The 20,651-nt window shown below is 67.2% G+C and carries 19 protein-coding genes; 12 read left to right on the forward strand and 7 right to left on the reverse strand.

The features are described 5' to 3' along the window. Positions 1 to 49: 49 nt before the first annotated feature. From BMW54_RS06865 to BMW54_RS06875, 3 genes are read right to left on the reverse strand one after another with little or no spacing between them, the layout of a single operon-like run. Positions 50 to 379 carry a hypothetical protein gene (locus tag BMW54_RS06865; protein ID WP_090054078.1) on the reverse strand — a complete coding sequence of 110 codons (330 nt, stop codon included), beginning with the start codon at positions 377 to 379 and terminating at the stop codon, positions 50 to 52. Between the two features lie 14 nt (positions 380 to 393). Beyond that, positions 394 to 1,161, reverse strand: coding sequence for a LytR/AlgR family response regulator transcription factor (locus BMW54_RS06870; RefSeq protein ID WP_090054079.1), 768 nt, complete (start codon positions 1,159 to 1,161; stop codon positions 394 to 396). Beyond that, positions 1,154 to 2,395: a sensor histidine kinase gene (locus BMW54_RS06875; RefSeq protein ID WP_090054081.1), complete on the reverse strand. Its 1,242-nt coding sequence runs from the start codon at positions 2,393 to 2,395 to the stop codon at positions 1,154 to 1,156. The genes BMW54_RS06870 and BMW54_RS06875 overlap by 8 nt, the downstream gene beginning before the upstream one ends. 232 nt (positions 2,396 to 2,627) lie before the next feature. On the opposite strand from BMW54_RS06875, the gene BMW54_RS06880 reads away from it, so the two are divergent. Next, positions 2,628 to 2,969: a hypothetical protein gene (locus BMW54_RS06880; RefSeq protein ID WP_139206062.1), complete on the forward strand. Its 342-nt coding sequence runs from the start codon at positions 2,628 to 2,630 to the stop codon at positions 2,967 to 2,969. 58 nt (positions 2,970 to 3,027) lie between these two features. Here the strand turns inward: BMW54_RS06880 and BMW54_RS06885 are convergent, their stop codons facing one another. Together BMW54_RS06885 and BMW54_RS06890 are read right to left on the reverse strand one after the other, a co-directional pair. Then, on the reverse strand, positions 3,028 to 3,987 hold the full coding sequence (locus BMW54_RS06885; protein ID WP_090054085.1) for an LD-carboxypeptidase: 960 nt from the start codon (positions 3,985 to 3,987) through the stop codon (positions 3,028 to 3,030). Between the two features lie 121 nt (positions 3,988 to 4,108). Further along, positions 4,109 to 5,089 (reverse strand): helix-turn-helix domain-containing protein, encoded by a 981-nt coding sequence (locus tag BMW54_RS06890; RefSeq protein ID WP_175472798.1) that lies wholly within the window; start codon positions 5,087 to 5,089, stop codon positions 4,109 to 4,111. A gap of 407 nt (positions 5,090 to 5,496) precedes the next feature. On the opposite strand from BMW54_RS06890, the gene BMW54_RS06895 reads away from it, so the two are divergent. After that, complete coding sequence (locus tag BMW54_RS06895; protein WP_254779126.1) at positions 5,497 to 7,245, forward strand: M28 family metallopeptidase; 1,749 nt, start codon at positions 5,497 to 5,499, stop codon at positions 7,243 to 7,245. 211 nt (positions 7,246 to 7,456) lie between these two features. Here the strand turns inward: BMW54_RS06895 and BMW54_RS06900 are convergent, their stop codons facing one another. Continuing rightward, positions 7,457 to 8,863, reverse strand: coding sequence for a porin (locus BMW54_RS06900; RefSeq protein ID WP_254779129.1), 1,407 nt, complete (start codon positions 8,861 to 8,863; stop codon positions 7,457 to 7,459). A 295-nt stretch (positions 8,864 to 9,158) separates the two neighbouring features. Between BMW54_RS06900 and BMW54_RS06905 the strand changes: the two genes are divergently transcribed. The 7 genes from BMW54_RS06905 to BMW54_RS06935 all read left to right on the forward strand — a co-directional run bounded on the left by BMW54_RS06905 (position 9,159) and on the right by BMW54_RS06935 (position 15,710). Next, positions 9,159 to 11,426 carry a TonB-dependent receptor gene (locus BMW54_RS06905; RefSeq protein ID WP_090054089.1) on the forward strand — a complete coding sequence of 756 codons (2,268 nt, stop codon included), beginning with the start codon at positions 9,159 to 9,161 and terminating at the stop codon, positions 11,424 to 11,426. A 267-nt stretch (positions 11,427 to 11,693) separates the two neighbouring features. Further along, positions 11,694 to 11,876, forward strand: coding sequence for a hypothetical protein (locus tag BMW54_RS06910; RefSeq protein WP_090054091.1), 183 nt, complete (start codon positions 11,694 to 11,696; stop codon positions 11,874 to 11,876). A gap of 35 nt (positions 11,877 to 11,911) precedes the next feature. Then, positions 11,912 to 12,247 carry a hypothetical protein gene (locus tag BMW54_RS06915; RefSeq protein ID WP_090054092.1) on the forward strand — a complete coding sequence of 112 codons (336 nt, stop codon included), beginning with the start codon at positions 11,912 to 11,914 and terminating at the stop codon, positions 12,245 to 12,247. A 5-nt stretch (positions 12,248 to 12,252) separates the two neighbouring features. Then, positions 12,253 to 12,627 (forward strand): GntR family transcriptional regulator, encoded by a 375-nt coding sequence (locus BMW54_RS06920; protein ID WP_029213371.1) that lies wholly within the window; start codon positions 12,253 to 12,255, stop codon positions 12,625 to 12,627. Next, positions 12,624 to 13,481, forward strand: coding sequence for an ABC transporter ATP-binding protein (locus tag BMW54_RS06925; protein WP_090054094.1), 858 nt, complete (start codon positions 12,624 to 12,626; stop codon positions 13,479 to 13,481). Before BMW54_RS06920 ends, BMW54_RS06925 begins: the two co-directional genes overlap by 4 nt. Continuing rightward, positions 13,478 to 14,452: a hypothetical protein gene (locus BMW54_RS06930; RefSeq protein ID WP_090054096.1), complete on the forward strand. Its 975-nt coding sequence runs from the start codon at positions 13,478 to 13,480 to the stop codon at positions 14,450 to 14,452. The genes BMW54_RS06925 and BMW54_RS06930 overlap by 4 nt, the downstream gene beginning before the upstream one ends. Positions 14,453 to 14,507: 55 nt before the next feature. Next, a complete protein-coding gene (locus tag BMW54_RS06935) occupies positions 14,508 to 15,710 on the forward strand; it encodes a serine hydrolase domain-containing protein (RefSeq protein WP_254779132.1) in 1,203 nt (400 codons plus the stop codon). Positions 15,711 to 15,906: 196 nt separating this feature from the next. Here the strand turns inward: BMW54_RS06935 and BMW54_RS06940 are convergent, their stop codons facing one another. Then, the gene (locus BMW54_RS06940; RefSeq protein ID WP_090054098.1) at positions 15,907 to 17,304 is read right to left on the reverse strand and encodes a class II fumarate hydratase; all 1,398 of its coding nucleotides are present in this window, start codon (positions 17,302 to 17,304) and stop codon (positions 15,907 to 15,909) included. Between the two features lie 203 nt (positions 17,305 to 17,507). Here BMW54_RS06940 and purB point away from each other — a divergent pair, with 203 nt between their 5' ends. The 3 genes from purB to BMW54_RS06955 are packed head-to-tail and all read left to right on the forward strand — an operon-like array spanning position 17,508 to position 20,571. Further along, the gene (gene purB, locus BMW54_RS06945) at positions 17,508 to 18,875 is read left to right on the forward strand and encodes an adenylosuccinate lyase (RefSeq protein ID WP_090054100.1); all 1,368 of its coding nucleotides are present in this window, start codon (positions 17,508 to 17,510) and stop codon (positions 18,873 to 18,875) included. A gap of 5 nt (positions 18,876 to 18,880) precedes the next feature. Then, the gene (locus BMW54_RS06950; RefSeq protein WP_090054102.1) at positions 18,881 to 20,083 is read left to right on the forward strand and encodes a cupin domain-containing protein; all 1,203 of its coding nucleotides are present in this window, start codon (positions 18,881 to 18,883) and stop codon (positions 20,081 to 20,083) included. Continuing rightward, complete coding sequence (locus tag BMW54_RS06955; protein WP_090054104.1) at positions 20,080 to 20,571, forward strand: DUF7931 domain-containing protein; 492 nt, start codon at positions 20,080 to 20,082, stop codon at positions 20,569 to 20,571. Before BMW54_RS06950 ends, BMW54_RS06955 begins: the two co-directional genes overlap by 4 nt. The last annotated feature ends 80 nt before the right edge of the window (positions 20,572 to 20,651 follow it).

Genomic DNA, 20,651 nt, shown 5'->3' on the forward strand with positions numbered 1-20,651 from the left:
TGGCCGAAAGATGTCGCGCGCAGGGCGCGCTCCTACAGGAGTAACACGCTCACGCGGGTTTGCAGTCTTTCGTCACCTTGTCGGCGTTCGTCGTCACGCACAGGGTAAACCCGGGCGGCAGTCCGTCGACGAGGCGTTCCTCCCGTGCCGCCAGCGAAAATGCGCGTACTTCCCTGCCCGCGTCGAACACGGTGTACCAGCAGCGATCGGCGCGGCTCGCCTCGCAGGCGAAGCGCGCGCGCCCCATGCGTACCTCGGTGCGGCTTTCCAGCGTGACGGTGCCGTTCTCGCGGGCGCTCGCGGTGAGCGTGCGGTTGCCTGCGTCCGTGCAGCCGGCGAGGTTCAGGAAGCAGTAGATGATGGAGAGGAACAGACGCATGGTGGACTCCTCGCCTACATGGCCCGGAAGATGGTCATGAAGGGCTGGCTGACGCCCAGGGTTTCCGGGCGGCCGCGCAGGTGCAGGCAGCCCTTGCCGGTGTCGTCGCGTTCGACGGATGCGACCTGACGCAGGTTGACGATCGTGGAGCGGTGGATCTGGCGAAAGATCCGCGGATCGAGCTGACGAAGCAGATCCCGGATGGGCCGCGTCAGCAGCGCGTCGCCATCGGCCGTCGCGACGAGCGTGTACTTGTTGTCGGCACGGAAATAGATCACGTCCTCCACGAGGATCAGGCGCGTCGCCCTGCCCGCGCTCGCGGTCACCCAGGTCAGCGGCTCGTCGGGCGACGTATCGAAGCGCGGCCCGAGGTCCCTGGCCAGCTGCGCCGTGCGGCCCGCATGGCGCACCGCGTCGGCGAGGCGTCCGCGCAGGCGGGTCACCGTCTGCGCGAGGCGATCCTGCGTCACCGGCTTGAGCAGATAGTCCACCGCGCCGCGTTCGAAGGCGTCGACGGCGTACTGGTCGTACGCCGTGATGAACACCACCAGCGTCGCCGGACTCACGTCCGCGGCCGCGGCGGCGACCTCCATGCCCGTCAGGCCCGGCATGCGAATGTCGAGGAACGCGACGTCGGGTCGATGCGTGGCGATGGCCTCCAGCGCCGCGCCGCCGTCTTCGGCCACCTCGGCCACCTCGAGGTCCGGCCACGCCTGCGCGAGTTCGCGCTGGAGCGCCGCGGCGAGCAGCTTCTCGTCTTCGGCAACGATGCACTTAGGCATGGTCGGCCACTCCCGTCACGGGCAACGTGATCGTCGCCGCGACACCGTTCGGAAAATTGTTACCGATGGAGAACGTCGCCGCGCTCCCGTACATCAGCCGCAGTCGTTCGCGCAGGTTCTTCAGGCCGATGCCGGTGCCCGCGCCGTCGCTGCGGAAGCCGAGTCCATCGTCGGCCACCGTGAGCGACAGGCGCGCCCCGTCGACGCCCGCGCGGATCCAGACGCCGCCACCGCCAGGCTTCGGCTCGAGACCGTGCTTGATCGCGTTCTCGACGAGCGTCTGCAGCATCATCGACGGCATCGGCACGTTCTGCGGGTGCGCCGGAACGTCGACATGGATCGCCAGGCGCTCGCCCATCCGCAGCTGCATGATCTCCAGCCAGGCCGTCGAGCGTTCGAGCTCTTCGCCCAGCGTCGACAGCGACCCATCCGTGCGCGGCAGCGAACGGCGCAGGTAGGCGATGAGGTGGCCAAGCATGCGGTCGGCGCGTGCCGGGTCGGTGCGCACGAGTTCCTGCGCGCTGGCGAGCGTGTTGTAGAGGAAATGCGGCTCGACCTGCGCCTGCAACAGGCCGAGCTGCGCGGCCGTGAGCTCCTTCTCCATCTTGCTCTGGCGCACGTCGTCGCGTTCGCGGTTGCGCCGCTCGGCGAGGCGCTGCGTCGTGGCGCGCACCAGCGTCTCGACGTATTCGAGCGACGCGCCGCCGTCGGGATTGAACCAGTCGATCCACGCGCCGCCGTCGGGCTCGCAGACGTACATGACGCTGCTCGAACCGTCCCCGGGCGTCACGGTGGCCACCACCTTCGTGCTCCGCACGACGATCGAATACAGCCTCGACAGGCGCCCGCGCTGCTGCTTCTGCGGAAGATCGGGCGGTATCTCCGCCCTCACCTGCAAGCCACCGCGCGTGCTGCCGACATCGCGCACGTTGGGCAGTTCGCGGACCACCGCCTCGACGATGGCGAACGCCTCGTCCGCCGGATAAGGTACCTCGACGCGACGGCGCTGCCGATTGGACACCGTCTCCCCGTCGATGCGCCCGGCGAGCACGCGTACGCGATAGAGATGCGTGGCGCCGCGTGCAAGCGCGACGAGCAGACCGACGAACCAAAGCGTGAAGACCCACGGCAGGAGCCGCTCGCCCCAGCCGATCGCATTGAGCGCGACGAGGAGCACGCACCATGCGGCCAGCCATGCCACGACGAGTCGGATCACGAACTTCAGGCTTGCCATCGGGGGAGCTTCCGTCTTCGAGTGGCCGGGAGCATACGATGCAGTCATCGCGCGGATCACGGCGTTTCCGACGAAACGGCGCCTGGGCCGACGAAACGCCTGCCGTGCGTGCCGCGCTTTCCGCACGGTGGCTTGCGCGGCGCAGCATGACCTCGCGGCCCCCATGGTCCATGCTCGGGAAACGGCCAGCGGTGGGGACCGCGGGCCACGACACACTTCAAGGGGTTAACGCATGGCTTTATTGCTCGTCGTTTTCGCTGTCGTCGTACTCGCCATCTACCTCGGCATCCAGATGTTGCCGAAGAACCATCCCGCCAACTGGCTGCTCGGCATCGTCGGCGGTGCCTGCCTCGTCCTGGCCTGGTATGCGATTTTCCGACCCATGTTGCTCGCGTCCGGCGGTGGTGATCCGTCGCTCGTCGCGGTCGGCCTGACCGCGGCCGGCATCGTGTCGTGCGTGCTCGGCATCGTGTGCCTCGGCGTCTGCGTCTGGCGTGACCCGGCGCGCTTCTGGATGCTGTCGATCGTCTTCATCGGCGTCATCGGCGCCACGCAGGTCACGGCGCTTTCCTGAGGAAAAGGAACGATGCGGCCCGCGTGGGCCGCATTCGTACATCGCTCCCTCCAGCGAATCAGGCGGACGCGACGGGCCCGCCGTTGGCCGCACCGGCATACGCGTAGTCGAACGCGGAAAGCGTGGCGGTGCCCGCGACGCACTCGAGCACGGCGTGCGCGCCGAACGGCAGCGTCCATTTGTCGCCGCCATGACCGAACGAGAGGCCGCGAAGGATCGGCAGATTGCAGGCCTTGCCGAAGCGTTGCAGGGCGTGATCGATGTCGTAGCCGTTGTCGTATTCGCTGACGCGCTGGCCGCCAAGCCCGCCGATCACGATGGCGCGCTGCCGCTCCAGCACCCCGGCGAGTTTCAGCTCGTAGAGCATGCGTTCGATGCGCCACGCCTGCTCGCCGACTTCTTCGACGAAGAGAATGCCGCCGTCGATCCGCGGCAGGTACGACGTGCCGACGAGACTGCACAACGCGGAGAGATTGCCACCCCAGAGCGTGCCTTCCACCAGGAGATCGCGCTGATCGTCGGCGCACGTCCAGCTCATGTCCGTGCGCGGCGAGAGCACCGTATGCCAGAAATGCCGCCACGTGTTCTCGCGCAGGTAGGGGGCCCCGAAATCGGCGACCAGCATGGGCCCGTGAAGCGATCCGATCGCGCTGCGGGCGTAGAGCGCGCACTGCAGCACCGTGAAGTCACCGTGTCCGACCAGCACGCAGGACTCGTCGAGGAACCGCGCGGCCAGGCCGTCGAAGTCGATGCGATCGAGCAGGGAGATCGCGCCATAACCGCCGCAGGTGGCCATGACGAGATGCGGCAACGGCACGCCCGGGTCCGCGAGCTGGTTGAGGTCGGCCGCGCGTTCGGCGTCGGTGCCCGCGAAACGCAGCATCACCCGCTCGAGGACGTCGGCACCGTGCACCGTGTGGCCGGCAGCCAGGAGTCGTTCGACGCCGCGCTCACGCGCCGCGTGGTCGTCCGCGTAGCCGGAAGGCGCGATGAGCCGTATATCGAGTCGTTTTGGCATGTGGAGCAAAGCATCGCTCCCCGCATGTCCGAAGGCAACCATAAGTTGCTGCGGACCCTCCCCTCCCCTTGGCAAGGGCATGGCGGGAAGGGTCCGGTGTCGGGCTACGACGGGCCTGAGCCTACCAGCCGTCGTATTCCTCGGCAGGGGCGAGGTCCTCGGCCCCGGCGCTGCGGGTCAACGTCTCGCGGGGCTGCTCGCCGAACACGCTGCGATACTTCTCAGCGAAGCGGGACAGATCCCACATGCCGCAACTCAGCGCGACGGACTTCACCGAGCGACGGCCGGCTTCCGCCGTGACCAGGCTGCGATGCGCCGTGCACAGGCGAAGCATGGCCAGGTAGCGGTTCGGCGGGATGCCGAGCAGGTCGTCGAAGGCGTAGCGAAGGCCCCGCTCGCTCGCGCCCGCCGCCTGGCAGAGCTCGAGCGAATAGATGTCGCGACGGAGGTTCGCGCGCATGAACCGCTCGGCCCGGCGCACGACCTGGTAATGGGCACGGCGTCCGCGCGATGCGACCGGTCGATCCTCCGACGACGACGAGAGCGCGACACGGATGTGTTCGTCGAGCAGGTCTTCGATCGGCCCCATCGCCGGTTCGCCCTGCTCCCGCACCTGCGCGGCGATCTGCCGGTAGGCGCGCCGGAGGTGCTCCGACCGGACCGAGAACAGCCGCAGCCGCTGGGCGGCCATGTCGACGTCCGCATGGTCCGATGCGAGGAAGCGCGCACGGAAGCGGGCGTACGGTGCCACCACCAGGGTGAGGCGCGTGCCGCGCTCGAACATGAAATCCGTGGGCGTGCCTCGCAGCAGCGTCACCGCCATGTCCGATTCGACGCTGACGCCCTGGCACCAGCTGCGCTCGCCGGCCTCGTGCAGGTAGACCAGCATGCAGGCGTCTTCGGGAACGGTCAGCGAGCCGCGCACGTCGAAGTCGATGTGCGCGGTCAGGTACGTCACGCCCTCGTGGGTCGTGGATGCGATGGCGGCGCGAGGTCGCGCCGGGCTCAGCGTGAGCAGATCGACCTCGCAGAGGCCGAGCGCCGCACCGAGAGTGACCAGATCGTAGTCTTCCAGGCCGTGAACGTCGGAAGGACGACTCATGCCGTTATCTCCCTGCCATGTGCAACCCATGCGTTCCGCATCGGCGGGAGTGGCGCGGTCACCCGCGAGCCATTCCCGGCAACGCCCCTATCGCTGCCCGTACAGTTCCCTTCGATTCGCACCCACACCATCACGCACCCCCGCGCTCATTCCCCGCGGGTTGCTCACCCGCCTCGTCCCTACGCCGAATCGGATTCCCCGAGAGGGAAACTGTCCGCCGACGCCTATAACTAACGGTGTATGGGACCAAATGCCAGCACTTTGTGAATTTGCCGATTCGGCGTAGCGAGTGGCAGAAGTATTTGACGAATTTGGCAAATTTGCTGCTAGAAGAGCATTTCCGGCAGGGCGACACCCGCACCCGCTACACTCGTTGGACGACGAGCCACGAAGGAACTCCTCCGCCGATGCGACGCCTCGCCCTTGCCTGCCTCACGGCCCTGACACTGGCGGCCTGCCAGTCCCACGACGAAGAAAAGACCCCGGCCGCCGCCTCGACGGCACCGGCCCGCGCCTCCACCTCGCCCCCGCCTCCGATGCCCGCGGTGGCCAACGAGCATCACGACTTCAGCCCGGAAATCACGGGCGACGACTTCGCGGCGCACCTGCGCGTGATCTCGTCCGACGAATACGACGGGCGCAAGCCCGGGACCCTCGGGGAACGCCTGACGACGAACTACATCATCGAACAGTTCAAGCGCATGGGGCTGGAGCCCGGCAACAAGGGCGACTGGATCCAGACGGTGCCCGCCGTCTCCACCACGCTGAACGGGCAGGACACGCTGGCCCTCGATGTCGCGGAAGGCGGCGGCACCGAGAAGTTCGCATTCGGAAACGACATGGTCGTCGGCACGCTCCAGGCGAAGTCCGATGTCGATCTGAAGGACTCGGACATCGTCTTCGTCGGCTACGGCGTCGACGCGCCGGAAGCGCAGTGGAACGACTTCGACGGCATCGACGTCAAGGGCAAGACGCTGGTGATCCTGGTGAACGACCCGGGCTGGAACGGCGCGGACAAGGCATTGTTCAAGGGTCGCGAGATGACCTACTACGGTCGCTGGACGTACAAGTTCGAAGAGGCCGCGCGCAAGGGCGCGGCCGCGGCGTTCATCGTCCACCAGACGGAACCCGCCGCGTACGGCTGGAATGTCGTCCGCAGCGGCTGGACGACGCCCCGCCTCGATCTGCCCGAGAGCGAGGATCCCGCCCCGCGTCTGCCCATCGCCGGCTGGCTGACGCACGAATCGGCGCAGCGGCTGTTCGCGAAGGCGGGCAAGAACTTCGACGAGCTGGCGAAGCAGGCGGACGTACGCGGCTTCAGGGCCGTGCCGCTCGATGCGAAGGCATCGATCCACCTGCAGAGCACGATTTCCCACTCGCTGAGCAACAACGTGATCGGCATGGTCAAGGGCACCTCGGAGCCCGGCGAGGCGATCGTCTACTCGGCGCACTGGGACCACCTCGGCCACGACCCGGCGCTGAAGGGTCACCAGATCTACAACGGCGCCATCGACAACGGCACCGGCATCGCCGCGATGCTCGAGATCGCCGGCAAGTTCGCGGAGGAAAAGCCGAAGCGCTCGGTGATCTTCGCCGCGGTGACGATGGAGGAATCGGGCCTGCTGGGTTCCAAGTACTACGTCGCGCATCCGCCGTTCCCGCTCGACAAGACGGTGGCCGACATCAACATGGACGCGCTGCCGATCACGGGCGCCACGCGCGACATGGAAGTGACCGGCCTGGGCCAGGGCGATCTGGAGGACATGTTCGCCGACGTGCTCAAGGCCGACGGCCGCGTCGTCAGCGGCGACGCGTCGCCGGAGAAGGGCCACTACTTCCGCTCCGACCACTTCAACTTCGCCAAGGCCGGCGTGCCGGCGCTGTCGGCGGGCGGCGGTACCGACATGGTCCAGGGTGGCAAGGCCGCGGGCCTGGCCGCCGAAGAGGATTACACGAAGAATCGCTACCACCAGCCGACCGACGTGTACGACATGCGCTGGAACTTCGACGGCGTGACGCAGAACGTGAAAGCGTTCTACGCGCTGGGCGAGAAGCTCGCGAACAGCGACGTCTGGCCCGTGTGGAAGGAAGGCAGCGAGTTCAAGGCGGTGCGGGAGAAATCACTGGCTTCGGGAGCTTCGAAGAAGGCGAAGTGATGCGTCGTCGCCGTGGATACCGGCGTGCGCCGGTATGACGGTGAGGGGTGCCGCGACGTTCCAGCTCGTCACCCCGGCGCACGCCGGGGTCCACGGCGGGACGATCGGTTGTCGCGACGACGCTCACTGCGTGTGACGCCTCGCGAAAACCGTGCACCGAGGCCGTGGATACCGGCGTACGCCGGTACGACGGTCCGGGGTACCGCAGTCCTCAGTAGTTGACCTGCAGCTGCACGCGCAGCAGCTGGCCATCGATACGGCGATACGGTGCGGCGCTGACGTCCGTGCGGCGCATGTTGGCGTACGCCACCGCGAGTTCGATCGCGCTCGACGGCTGCCACTCGACGCCGGCCTCCACCTCGTCGACCTCCATGCGAGGCGCATTGGTGTCGAACTTCGCGGCACCGCGATACGTCTGCCACTTCGCGTAGGGAATCAGCGAACCGTATCCGCCGTCGAACTTGTACATCACCTGCGCATAGCCGCCGCGCAGCGACTTCGTGCGGATCGTGCGACGCGCGACGTCGAGCTCCGGTCCCTTGCCCACGGTCCACTCCGCCTGGAAGCCGAACGGCTGCGGGTAGTACACGACGTGCGCGGCGACGCGGCGATCCTCCGAACCGTCCACGGTGCCGTCGACGCCCGGCGTGAAGGTCCGGCCGTCGATCGTCGCGGACGCGGTGGAGACCTTGTAGCGGCCCGTGTAGGCATCGGCGCCGATTTCGAGGAACTGGCCGTTGGCGAACTTGAAGGGATAGGAGAAGTGCACCACCGAATGGAGCTTGTCGTTGCGGTCCGGGCGATTGGCGCCCTGCCCGTTGTACACGCCGAAGCCGACGACGCCGTAATCGCCCGAGCCCTTCAGCCCGGATTTGACGAGGTAGGCGAAGCGCTCCTTCGCCACGAGCGGCGACCAGTAGGCGAACACACCCAGATCGCGCTCGTCGCGCACGGCGGAATTCAGCGCGTCGGCGCGATCGAAAGCGAGGCGGTTCTGGCTGGATTGCAGGTCTTCCCAGCCGTACGGGATCTTCGACTGGCCGGCGCGGATGCGCCAGGTCTTTTCCTTGTCGAGCCAAAGATCGGCGTAGGCGTCGCGCAGCTGCGCGAAGTTCGTGGTGCTCGACCCGGACGGCGTGCTGGCCAGATCGGGCTGGATGTAGATCGACATGTTGTCGGTGACGTCGCCGCTGATGACGACGCGGGCGCGACGGATGCCGAAGCCCTGTTCGCGGCCGATGAAGCGGTCGCCCGGCGATTTCAGGTCCTTCGCGTCTTCGCCCAGCTCATGGTTGTAGCGCATCTGCACGTATCCCCGGATGCCGATCTTCTCGTACCAGGCCTTCGTCGACGGCTTCGCGCTCGCCACCGCGGGTGCCGCGGCGACGGCATTCGTGGCCGCCGATGGCGCCGGTCTGGTGGCGGATGCGACCGCGGGCGCCGCCTCGTCGCTGGCCTGGACGAACTTGCCGAGCCGCGTCCGTCCGGGCCCCGGCTCCGCGAAGATCTGCCGCGTAGCCGTGTCGACGTACAGCTCGATGGCCGCCTGGGGCGCGCCGTCGGCCGCCGCGGTCCCGCACATCGTCCAGAAGGCGGCTGCGGGGAGGAACTTCTTCATCGCGTGCTTGCTCCGAATGGATTGAGAAAATACTCAAACGTCGGCGATTGTGCGATTAAATGTGGCCAACACGTCCGACGCCGCTTACGCCGCGCACGTTATGCCGGGTCTGTGTCACTTCCATGACAGCCGCGCGCTCGAGCCACGCCGCGAACCGTTACTGCGCCGCAACACTTTCGTCATGACCACGTAACGGGGGATAATTCGGCCAGACGCGCCCTCGCCAGGGGACCGGCTCGACCGCAGTTGGCGAGGCACTCTCCCACCCCAGGACCTCCCAGGCGGAACCAAAACCATGTCTTTCGCAAGCACGCGCCGCATGCCGCGACGTCTCGTCATTGCCCTGTCCATCGCCACGGCGCTCACCGCTGGCACGGCCATCGCCCAGGACGCCACGCAGGACACGCAGACGTCCGCTCCGACCAAGACGGCCACCCTGCAGACCATCAACGTGACCGCCGAGAAGCGCACGGAAGACCTGCAGAAGGTGCCCATCTCCATGACCGTGGTCACCGCCGAGAAGCTGGAGGCCTTCGGCCAGGCCGGCGACGGCGTGCTGCAGCTCGCCTCGCGCGCGCCCAGCGTCTACGCCGAAACCTCCTACGGCCGCGAATTCCCGCGTTTCTACATCCGCGGCCTCGGCAACAGCGACTTCGACCTCAACGCGTCGCAGCCGGTCTCGATGGTCTACGACGACATCGTCCAGGAGAACCCGATCCTCAAGGGCTTCCCGCTGTTCGACCTCGAGCAGGTGGAAGTGCTGCGCGGCCCGCAGGGCACGCTCTTCGGCCGCAACTCGCCGGCCGGCGTGATCAAGTTCGAATCGCGCAAGCCGACCCAGGAAACCGAGGGCTACGCCCGCGTCTCCTACGGCTCCTATGGCACGGCCAACGCCGAGGCCGCGATCGGCGGCAAGCTGGCGTCGAACTGGTCGGGCCGCGTCTCCGCCCTCGCCCAGCACCGCGACGGCTGGATCGACAACGACTACACCGGCAAGAAGGACGATCTCGGCGGCTACAACGACCGCGCCGTGCGCCTGCAGGCCCTTTACAAGGCCTCGGAAGACTTCGACGCCCTGATCAACGTCCACGGCCGCTGGCTCGACGGCAGCGCCATGGTCAACCGCGCCAACTCGATCACCCTCGGCGGCGACCAGTTCGTGCCGGGCTTCGATCGCGATTCGGTATCGCAGGATGGCCGCAACAAGCAGCACCTGTTCACCTGGGGCAGCAACCTGCACCTGAACTGGCACTTCGGCGATCTCAACTTCGCGTCGATCACCGGCCTCGAGCGCGCCACCACGTACAGCCTCGGCGACGTCGACGGCGGCTACGACGCGTCCGAGACGCCGGCGAAACCGAGCTTCACCAACCGCGTCACCCCGTTCTACTCCGAAACGGCGGACGCGCTGCCGAAGGATCGCCAGATCACCCAGGAATTCCGCCTGTCGAACGACTCGGCCGAGCGCCTGAAGTGGCAGGTGGGCACGTACTACTTCGACGAAGACATCGCGATCACGAACTTCAGCTACGACACGCTCAACAACCACGTGCTCAACGGCTGGGTCGACCAGAGCCAGCGCACGAAGGCGTGGGCGGTGTTCGGTTCGGCCGACTACCAGTTCACCGACGAATTCGACGTGCGCGCCGGCGCGCGCTGGTCGCACGACAAGCGTGACTTCAAGGCCGAGCGCTTCCTCGGCTTCACCGGCCCGGTCGGCCCGCTCACCTCGGATCCGACCGACTCTCGCTGGAGCGGCGACGTCACCGGCACCTGGCAGCTGTCGAAGAATTCGAATGTCTACGCGCGCGTCGCGAACGGTTTCCGCGCACCCAGCGTGCAGGGCCGCATCAACTTCGCCAACAGCATCTCGACGGCCAAGCCGGAGACGATCACGTCCTACGAGATCGGCTACAAGTCCACGTCGGACGACAACAAGCTGCGTTTCAACGCCGACGTGTACAAGTACAACATGCACAACCAGCAGCTGACGGCCGTGGGTGGTGCCACCAACGTCACGCAGCTGATCAACGCGAAGAAGACCGAAGGCTACGGCGCCGAGTTCGATCTCGAGGCCTACCTGACGCCGAACTTCTACATGACCGCCGGCGGCAGCTACAACCACACGGAACTGAAGGACCGTAACCTCGCGGTCGCTCCGTGCGGCGGCGGCTGCACGGTCATCGATCCGCTCAACGCCACCGGCAACGCGCTGATCGACGGCAACGTGCTGCCGAACGCGCCGAAGTGGATCGGCACGTGGACCGCCCGCTACGGCATCCCGTACGGCGAGAGCGGCGAGTTCTTCGTCTACACCGACTGGAACTACCGCAGCGAGGTGAACTTCTTCCTGTACGAATCGGAAGAGTTCCGCAGCAAGCCGTTCCTCGAAGGCGGCATCCGCATCGGCTACAACTGGGACTTCGGCAAGCGCGAGGTCGCGTTCTACGGCCGCAACATCACCAACAAGAAGGTGATCACCGGCGGCATCGACTTCAACAACCGCACGGCGTTCGTGAACGACCCGCGCATCATCGGCGTGGAGTTCCGCGCGGAGCTGTAAGTCGCTCCGCGGCGTGACGATGACGGGCCCTTCGGGGCCCGTTTTTTTTGCTCGTCGCACCGGGGCGCATGCCGGTACGACGGCGAGCATGCCTGCAACCTTTTAGGCGTTCAGCGCATCTCTACCGTGCCTGCCCACCAGCACACCCCGGCAAGGCATAGGCCATAAGTCATATGGAAATCAACGAAATTTCCGTTGACGGCTAAAAATCTGGTGTTATAGTTCACTACAACACCGGTCACCCACAGCACCACAGGAGCAGACACCATGAAAAGCCCGAACTACATCGCCCTGGCCGCCTCCTTCGCCATCGCCGCTTCCGCCCTGGTCGGCTTCCACAGCACCTCGACCACCGCCGCCCCGCTGACCGAGATCAACGGCGCCAAGGTCACCGACCTCGCCCCGATCGTCGTCTACGCCGATGCCGGCGCGGATGTCGCCTCCCTGTAACCCCAAGAGCCTCCACACGTCATCGGAGTACTTCCATGAAAGCGCCGAACCTCATCGCCCTGACCGCTTCCCTTCTGATTGCCGGCACCAGCGTGTTCGCCCTGCGCTCCTTCGATGACCGCGCCGCCTCCATGCTCGCCGCGCCGCACTTCGTCAACGGCACCCGCGTCGTCGACCTGGCCCCGATCGAAGTGCGGCCCACGGACGCCGAAGTGCGCCAGGCCATGCTGGCGAGCGAAGACACCCTGGATTCGGCCGCGGCCGCCATCAAGCGCAGCGCCGAAGATCGCGCCGCAGCGCTCATCGGCGCGCAGCTGGCCATGCCCTACTATTCGTTCGGTAACGCACTGCGCCACACGGCGAAGGAATGAACTACATGTCCATCACCTGGAACGACAGCGTCCCGATCTACCGCCAGCTCCGCGAACGCGTGGTGGCGATGATCCTGGATGGCGCCTTGAACGAAGGCGATCCGCTGCCGTCGGTCCGCCAGGTCGCGGGGGATTTCCAGATCAACCCGCTGACCGTATCGAAGGCGTACCAGGAGCTGGTCGACGAACAACTGGTTGAGAAACGGAGGGGTCTTGGCATGTTCGTTATCGATGGCGCGCGCGACGCGCTGCTGAAAAGTGAAAGGGAGCGCTTCCTGCGCGAGGAATGGCCGGCCCTGTTCGCCCGCCTGCAGCGCATGGGCCTCGACCTCAAAACCCTGATGCGTGAAGCCAACGGCTCCACGGAGGACCCGTCATGACCGCGGTCGTTACCGCCACCGGCCTGACCAAGCGCTACAAATCGTCCCTGGCGCTGGACGGCGCCAGCTTCCAGATCGGCGCCGGCCGCATCGTCGGCCTGATCGGCCCGAACGGCGCCGGCAAGACGACCGCCCTCAAGGCGATCCTGGGCCTGACCACGTTCGACGGTCAGCTCAGCGTCCTCGGCCTCGACCCGCGCAAGGATCGCGGCAAGCTGATGGAGCAGGTCTGCTTCATCGCCGACGTCGCGGTGCTGCCGCGCTGGCTGAAGGTGCGCGACGCCGTGGATTTCGTCGCCAACACCCATCCCCGCTTCGACCGCGCCAAGTGCGACGCCTTCCTGGCCCGCACGAAGCTGCAGCCGGGGCAGAAGGTGAAGCAGCTCTCCAAGGGCATGATCGTGCAGCTGCACCTCGCGCTGGTGATGTCGATCGACGCGAAGCTGCTGGTGCTGGACGAGCCGACGCTGGGTCTGGACATCCTCTACCGCAAGCAGTTCTACCAGAGCCTGCTGGAAGACTATTTCGACGAGGAGAAGACGATCCTGGTCACCACCCACCAGGTCGAGGAGATCGAACACATCCTCACCGACCTGATGTTCATCCGCGATGGAAAGATCGTGCTCGATACCGACATGGACAGCCTCGGCGAACGGTTCTCCGAAGTCCTCGTGGGCTCGGAACTGGCCGCCGCCGCGCGCGAACTGAAGCCCCTGGACGAGCGCCAGGTCTTCGGCAAGAGCATCTTCCTCTTCGACAACGTCAGCCGCCCGCAGCTCGAACGGCTGGGCGAGGTACGGCGACCGTCGATCGGCGACCTCTTCGTCGCCACCATGAAGGGCACCTACGCATGAAAACCTTCTACTGGCTGGTCAAACGCGAGTTCTGGGAAACCAAGGGCGGTTTCTTCTGGGCGCCGGTCGTCACCGGCATCGTGTTCCTGGTGCTCAACGGCATGGGGCTGGTGCTCGGCGAGGTGTTCGGACGCCGGGAGAACCCGCACTGGTGGGGCGGACTCCGCTTCGGCGGCGACGCGCAGCTGCAGGCGCACATGCGCCCGGAAGACCTCCAGCAGGTCGCCGCCGGCGTCGACATCATGTTCTACGCCGTCGCGGGCGTGATCCTCTGCGTCACCGCGATCGTGATCTTCTTCTATTGCCTCGGCGCCCTCTACGACGACCGCCGCGACCGCAGCATCCTGTTCTGGAAGTCGCTGCCGCTGTCCGATACCTCGACGGTGCTGTCGAAGGTCGCCAGCGCGCTGCTCCTGGCCCCGGCCATCGCGGTGGTGGTGGGCGTGATCGTGGCGCTCGTGCTCGGCATCCTGATCGCCATCGTCGCCGCGATCCACGGCGTCGGCGTCTGGTCGCTGCTGATGGCTTCGCATCCGATCCGCGTCGTGGTCAACATGATCCTGCTGATCCCGCTCTATGCGATCTGGGCGCTGCCGACCGTCGGCTGGCTGCTGCTCTGCTCCGCCTGGGCACGAGGCAAGCCGTTCCTCTGGGCGATCGCCCTGCCCGTCGGCGCCGGCGTGATCGTCTCCTGGTTCGGACTCATGGGCATCGCCGGCCTGTCGAGCAACTGGTTCTGGAAGAACGTGGTCGGCCGCCTCCTCGGCAGCCTGATGCCCGGTGGCTGGATCGGCAACACCTCGTCACTGGCGGGCCTGGACGACGACAACCCGGCGTCGCTCGTGAAGGGCATGGACCTGGCCTTTCACTACAGCGCACTGGCCAGCCCCGCGCTCTGGATCGGCGCCCTGGCGGGTGCGGCGATGATCGCCGGTGCCATCTGGTTCCGCCGCTGGCGCGACGACACCTGATCGTGAATCGACATGGACGGCTCCCTCGGGAGCCGTCTCCATCTGGGGAGGACGCATGATGCTTCGCTCGACGCTGCTCGGATCGCTGCTCTTCGCTGTCACCGCCACCGGCGCGACCGCCGCCGAAAGACCGCCGCTGCGCGGGGCCGCGCTGGACGCGCGGATCACGCAACTCATGAAGGACGCCAACGTGCCCGGCTTCGCGATCGCCGTCATCGACGACGGCAAGGTGGCCTCGGTCAAGGCCTATGGCATGCGTGACGTCGAAAAGCGCCTGCCGCTGACCACCGACACCGTCATGTACGCGGCGTCGCTGACCAAGGCCGCGTTCGCCTACGCCACGATGTCGCTGGTGCAAGCCGGGAAACTGAGCCTCGACGAAAGCATCGCCGCCGATCTGCCGAAGCCTCTGCCCGAGTACAAGAAATACGCCGACCTCGCCGGCGACGAGCGCTGGCGCAAGCTCACGCCGGCGATCCTGTTGAGTCATCGCAGCGGCTTTCCCAACTTTCGTTTCTGGCAGCCGGGGAAGGCGTACGACCCGGACGGCAAGCTCTCGTTCTGGTTCGATCCGGGCACGCGCTACGGTTACTCGGGCGAAGGCATCAACCTGCTGCAGTTCGTGCTCGAGAACGGCAAGGGCATCGATGTCGCCACCCTGATGAAGGACCGCCTGTTCGTGCCCTTCGGGATGACGCGGACGAGCATGACGTGGCGGCCGGACTTCGCATCGAACCTTGCGATCGGTTACGACGAGAACGGCAAGGCGCTCGGGCACGACGAGCGCGAGTCCGTCCGGGCGGCAGGCTCGATGGATACGACGATCGCCGACTTCGCGCGGCTGGTGGCGGCGATGTCGCGGGGCGATGGCCTCGACGCCGCCACGTATCGCATGTGGCTCACGCCCGTCGCCCGCATCCGCTCGCCGAAGCAGTTCCCCACGATCGGTCTGCCGGACACGACGGCCTATGACGACATCGCGCTGGGCTCGGCGCTCGGCGTCGTCACCTTCCAGTCGCCGCAGGGCCCCGCGTTCTTCAAGGGCGGTCACGACGACGGCACGAACAACCTGTTCGTCTGCCTCGAGCGATCGAAGACCTGCCTGCTGATGATGAGCAACAGCTCGCGCGGCGAGTCGATCTTTCCGTATGTGATCGACGATGTGTTGGGACGGACGTGTTTCCCCGTGGCCTGGAACGGCTACGTGCGCTACGACCGACCCGACGACGCCAACGCCACGCCGGCGTGTAAGAAGTGATCGGTCTTCCGTGGCTTCAACGGCGGTTGCCGGCAGCCTCGTCGCGACCACACGGCACCTCGCCGTAGGCACCGGCGTGCGCCGGTGCGACGTGAGGGGGCCGGTGCGCTGAACGCACGAGACCCCTCGCCGTCATCCCGGCGTACGCCGGGATCCACGGCCCCGGTCGTCGGGCTCGCGACGGCGCCGACGCTGCTCAGCCACCGCCGCCTCCGCCGCCATGGATGCCGCCCTTGGTCAGCGCGGCGGGGTCGAGCAGCTTCGCCAGTTCCGCCTTCGACAGGCCCGTGGTCTCCAGCGCCACGTCCAGGATCGGCCTCTTCTCCTTATAGGCCTGCTTCGCGGTCGCCGCGCCCTTTTCGTAGCCGATCACCGGATTGAGGGCGGTGACGAGGATCGGGTTCTTGTCCAGCGCCGCGCGCACGTTGTCCTCGTTCACGCGGAACCCCGCGATGGCCTTGTCGGCCAGCAGCGTAGTCACGTTGGCGAGGATCTCGATCGACTGCAGCAGGTTGTACGCGATCACCGGCAGCATGACGTTGAGCTGGAAGTTGCCCGACTGGCCGGCGATGGCGATCGTGGCGTCGTTGCCGATCACCTGCGCGGCGACCATCGCGGCCGCCTCGGGAATCACGGGGTTCACCTTGCCCGGCATGATCGACGAGCCCGGCTGCAATGCCGGCAGTTCGATCTCGCCCAGGCCGGCGAGCGGGCCGGAATTCATCCAGCGCAGGTCGTTGGCGATCTTCATGACCGCGACGGCGAGCGTGCGCAGCTGGCCGGAGAGCTCCACCGGACCGTCCTGCGCGGCCATGCCCGAAAAGTAGTTGTCGGACGATTCGAACTTCACGCCCGTCAACTTCGTCAGTTCGACCGCGACGGACGGGCCGAACTTCGGATCGGCGTTGATGCCCGTGCCCACGGCGCTACCGCCCTGCGGCAGGCGCCGGGTGCGTTTGAGGGTGTCGTTGATGCGCTCGATGGCGTCGCCGATCTGCGCCGACCATCCCGAGAGCTCCTGGCCGAACGTGATCGGCATCGCGTCCATCAGGTGCGTGCGGCCGGTCTTGACGACCTTCTTCAGCTCCTTCGCCCGGCCGTCGATGGTCTTGCGCAGGTGCTTCAGGGCCGGCAGCAGGCGCTCGGTGGTCGCCAGCGTGGCGCTGACGAGGATGGCGGTGGGAATCACGTCGTTGGAGCTCTGGCCCGCGTTGACGTGGTCGTTCGGGTGGACCTTCGTGCCCGCGGTCTCGGCGAGGTGCGCGATGACCTCGTTGGCGTTCATGTTGGAGCTGGTGCCCGAGCCGGTCTGGAACACGTCGATCGGGAAATGTTCGTCCACCTCGCCGGCGGCGACCCGGGCCGCGGCGTCGCGGATCGCCCTGGCCGAGGCCTTGTCGAGGTGTCCCAGCTTCACGTTGGCGTCGGCGGCGGCCGATTTCACGAGGCCCAGCGCGCGGATGAACTCGCGCGGCATCGTCAGCCCCGACACGGGGAAGTTGTCCACGGCCCGCTGGGTCTGGGCCCCGTAGAGGGCTTTGGCGGGGACCTTCAACTCGCCCATGCTGTCGCGTTCGGTACGGAACTTCGTCATGCGCAGAACTCCGGAGGGGGACGCCCCATTGTAGGAGCGCGCCTCGCGCGCGACATCTTTTCGCGAGCGAACCCGGATCTGGCGCGCGAGCTCGGGGTTCCCCGCGATAAGGCTGTCGCGCGCGAGGCGCGCTCCTACGGGGCCAAGGCGCTGGCGGCCCGGTATAATCGCCGATTGACCGCCCCCGCCCCAGGAACGACCCCATGTCCCACGCCACGCTGACCGCCCTCTCGCCGCTGGACGGCCGCTACGCCGCCAAGGCCGGCCCGCTGCGTCCGATCTTCAGCGAATTCGGCCTGATGCATCGCCGCGTGCACGTGGAGATCCACTGGCTGCTCGCGCTCGGCGCCGACCCGGGCATCGTCGAGCTGCCCGCGTTCTCGGCGGAGGCCGTGACGCGCCTGCTCGCCATCGCTAACGACTTCTCCGCGGAGGACGGCGAGCGCATCAAGGCGATCGAGGCCACCACCAATCACGACGTCAAGGCGGTCGAGTACTTCATCAAGGAAAAGATCGGCAACGACCCGGCGCTCGCCCAGGCGAAGGAGTTCGTCCACTTCGCGTGCACCAGCGAGGACATCAACAACCTCGCCTACTCGCTGATGCTGCGCGACGCGCGCGAGACGGTGCTGCTGCCGGCCATCGACCAGGTCATCGCCACCCTGCGCGCCCTCGCGCACGAGCACGCCGGTCTGTCGCTGCTCTCGCGCACGCACGGCCAGACGGCCTCCCCGAGCACCATGGGCAAGGAACTCGCCAACGTCGTCGCGCGCCTGGAGCGCCAGCGTCGCCAGCTGGTGGCGATCGAGATTCCGGGCAAGATCAACGGCGCCGTCGGCAACTACAACGCGCACGTGATCTCGTACCCCGCCATCGACTGGCCCGCGCTCGCCGCCCGCTTCGTCGACGGCCTGGGCCTCACGTTCAACCCGTACACCACGCAGATCGAGCCGCACGACGGCATCGCCGAGTTCGCCGACGTGCTGCGCCGGATCAACATCATCCTGATCGACCTCGCGCGCGACATCTGGGGCTACATCTCGCTGGGCTACTTCCGCCAGGCGCTCAAGGCCGGCGAAGTCGGTTCCTCGACGATGCCGCACAAGGTCAACCCGATCGACTTCGAGAACGCCGAAGGCAACTTCGGCCTGGCCAACGCCCTGCTCGGCCACTTCGCCGAGAAGCTTCCGATCAGCCGCTGGCAGCGCGACCTCACCGATTCCACCGTGCTGCGCGCGCTCGGCACGGCGTTCGGTCATTCGCTGGTGGCGCTGGAATCCCTGATGAAGGGCCTCGGCAAGCTCAACGTCAACGCCGAACGCATCGCCGCCGACCTCGACGCGAGCTGGGAAGTGCTGGCCGAGGCCGTCCAGACGGTCATGCGCCGCTTCGGCCTGCCGGAACCGTACGAGCAGCTGAAGGCGCTCACGCGTGGCCAGGGCATCACGAAGGATTCGATGCGCCAGTTCATCGACGGCCTCGACCTCCCGGCCGATGCGAAGAAGGCGCTCGCCGAACTCACCCCGGCCAGCTACATCGGCCTGGCGGACAAGCTGGCCAGGGCGATCTGACGGCCATGGCCATCAAGACCCCCACCCGGAAAGCCCTCCCCATCGAAGTGCGCGGCAGCGCCAGCCAGCCGCTGGGCATGAGCGCGACGCAGTTCCTGCGCGATTACTGGCAGAAGCGCCCGCTGCTTATCCGCAACGCGATCCCGCACTTCGAGGCACCGATCCAGCCCGACGACCTAGCCGGCCTCGCCTGCGAGGAGGGCGTGCTCGCGCGCCTGATCGTCCACGACGAGAAACGCGACCGCTGGACGGTGAAGACCGGCCCGTTCGACGAAGCCGAGTTCGGCAAGACGCCGAAACGCGAATGGACCCTGCTCGTGCAGGACGTCGACAAGTGGGACGCCGACGTCGCCGCGCTGCTGGATCACTTCGCGTTCCTGCCCACGTGGCGCGTGGACGACATCATGGTGTCCTACGCCGAGGACGGCGGTGGCGTCGGTGCGCACGTCGACCAGTACGACGTCTTCCTCCTGCAGGGCATCGGCCAGCGTCACTGGGCGATCAGCGACGATCCGGACGCACCGCTCGATTTCCGCGACGACGTCGAACTCAAGCAGCTCAAGACGTTCGAGCCCACGCACGAGTGGCTGCTCGAGCCGGGCGACATGCTGTACCTGCCTCCGGGCGTGCCGCACGACGGCGTCGCGATCGGCGACTGCATGACGATCTCCATCGGCATGCGCGCCCCCTCGCAGGCGGAACTGACCGGCGACCTCGCCGACTTCCTCGCCGAGCGGATGCCCGAAGAGCTCCGCTACACCGACCCCGACCTCGCGCCCGCGAAGCGGGCCGGGGAGATCGACAACGCGGCCCTGAACCGCCTGCGCCAGGCCCTGCCCTTCGCCGCCGCGCTCGATCGCGACCTGCTGGCCGACTGGTTCGGCCGGTTCATCACGCGCTACCGCAACGCGCAGGACGCCGCGGCGCCGCCGAAGGCCACGACGGAGGCGGCGCTGGACAAGGCCATCGACGCCGGTGCGACGTTCGTCCGCCACCCGTTCGCCCGCCTCGCCTGGGTGAAGGGAAAGAACGCCGTCACCCTCTACGTCAGCGGCCATGCGTACGAGACCTCGGCCGAACTCGCGGAACGCCTGTCCGGCGCGCGCGAGGTGACCTTCGACCGCGTGCCGTCGAAGGCCGACCGGGCGACCCTGCTGGCCCTGATCAACGACGGCCAGATCGGCATCCGCAAGGGCCGCCGCCGGTGACCTCCGCGGGCAGGCCTCTGGCGGCGGACGACCGGGCGAGCCTCGAGGCCGCCCTTCTCCAGCTGCTGGCGGGTGCCCATCACCGCCTCGCGATCTACCTGCCCACGATGGAGCCGGGCATCCTCGAGAGCGAGGCCGCGCTCGCCGAACTGCGCCGCCTCGCCACCGGCGGCCGCCACGCGCAGGTCCGCATCCTCACGCACGACGCCGAACGCGCGCACCGCGAAGGACACCGGCTGGTCGCGCTCGCGCAGCGGCTGCCCACCGCCATGACCATCCGCGTGCCGACCGATGAGAGTCATCTGCGCTACGCCTCGGCCTTCGTCACCGATCTCGCCGGTGGCTTTCTGTTCAGGCCGAGCGCCACCCGGTTCGAGGCCCGCGGCGACCTCGACGCCCCCGGTGAGACCTCTCGCCTGACGGCGTATTTCGACGAAGTCTGGGAGCGGGCCGAGCCCGCCTGGCAGATAAGACCACTCGGGATCTGAGATCGCCGCGGCACGCGAGATTGGGTTGGCGCGGCGCAGCAGCACGGCGCTATAATTAACGGATTCTTATGCCGCGGGCA

The organism is Luteibacter sp. 329MFSha (assembly GCF_900111665.1).
GTDB lineage: Bacteria > Pseudomonadota > Gammaproteobacteria > Xanthomonadales > Rhodanobacteraceae > Luteibacter.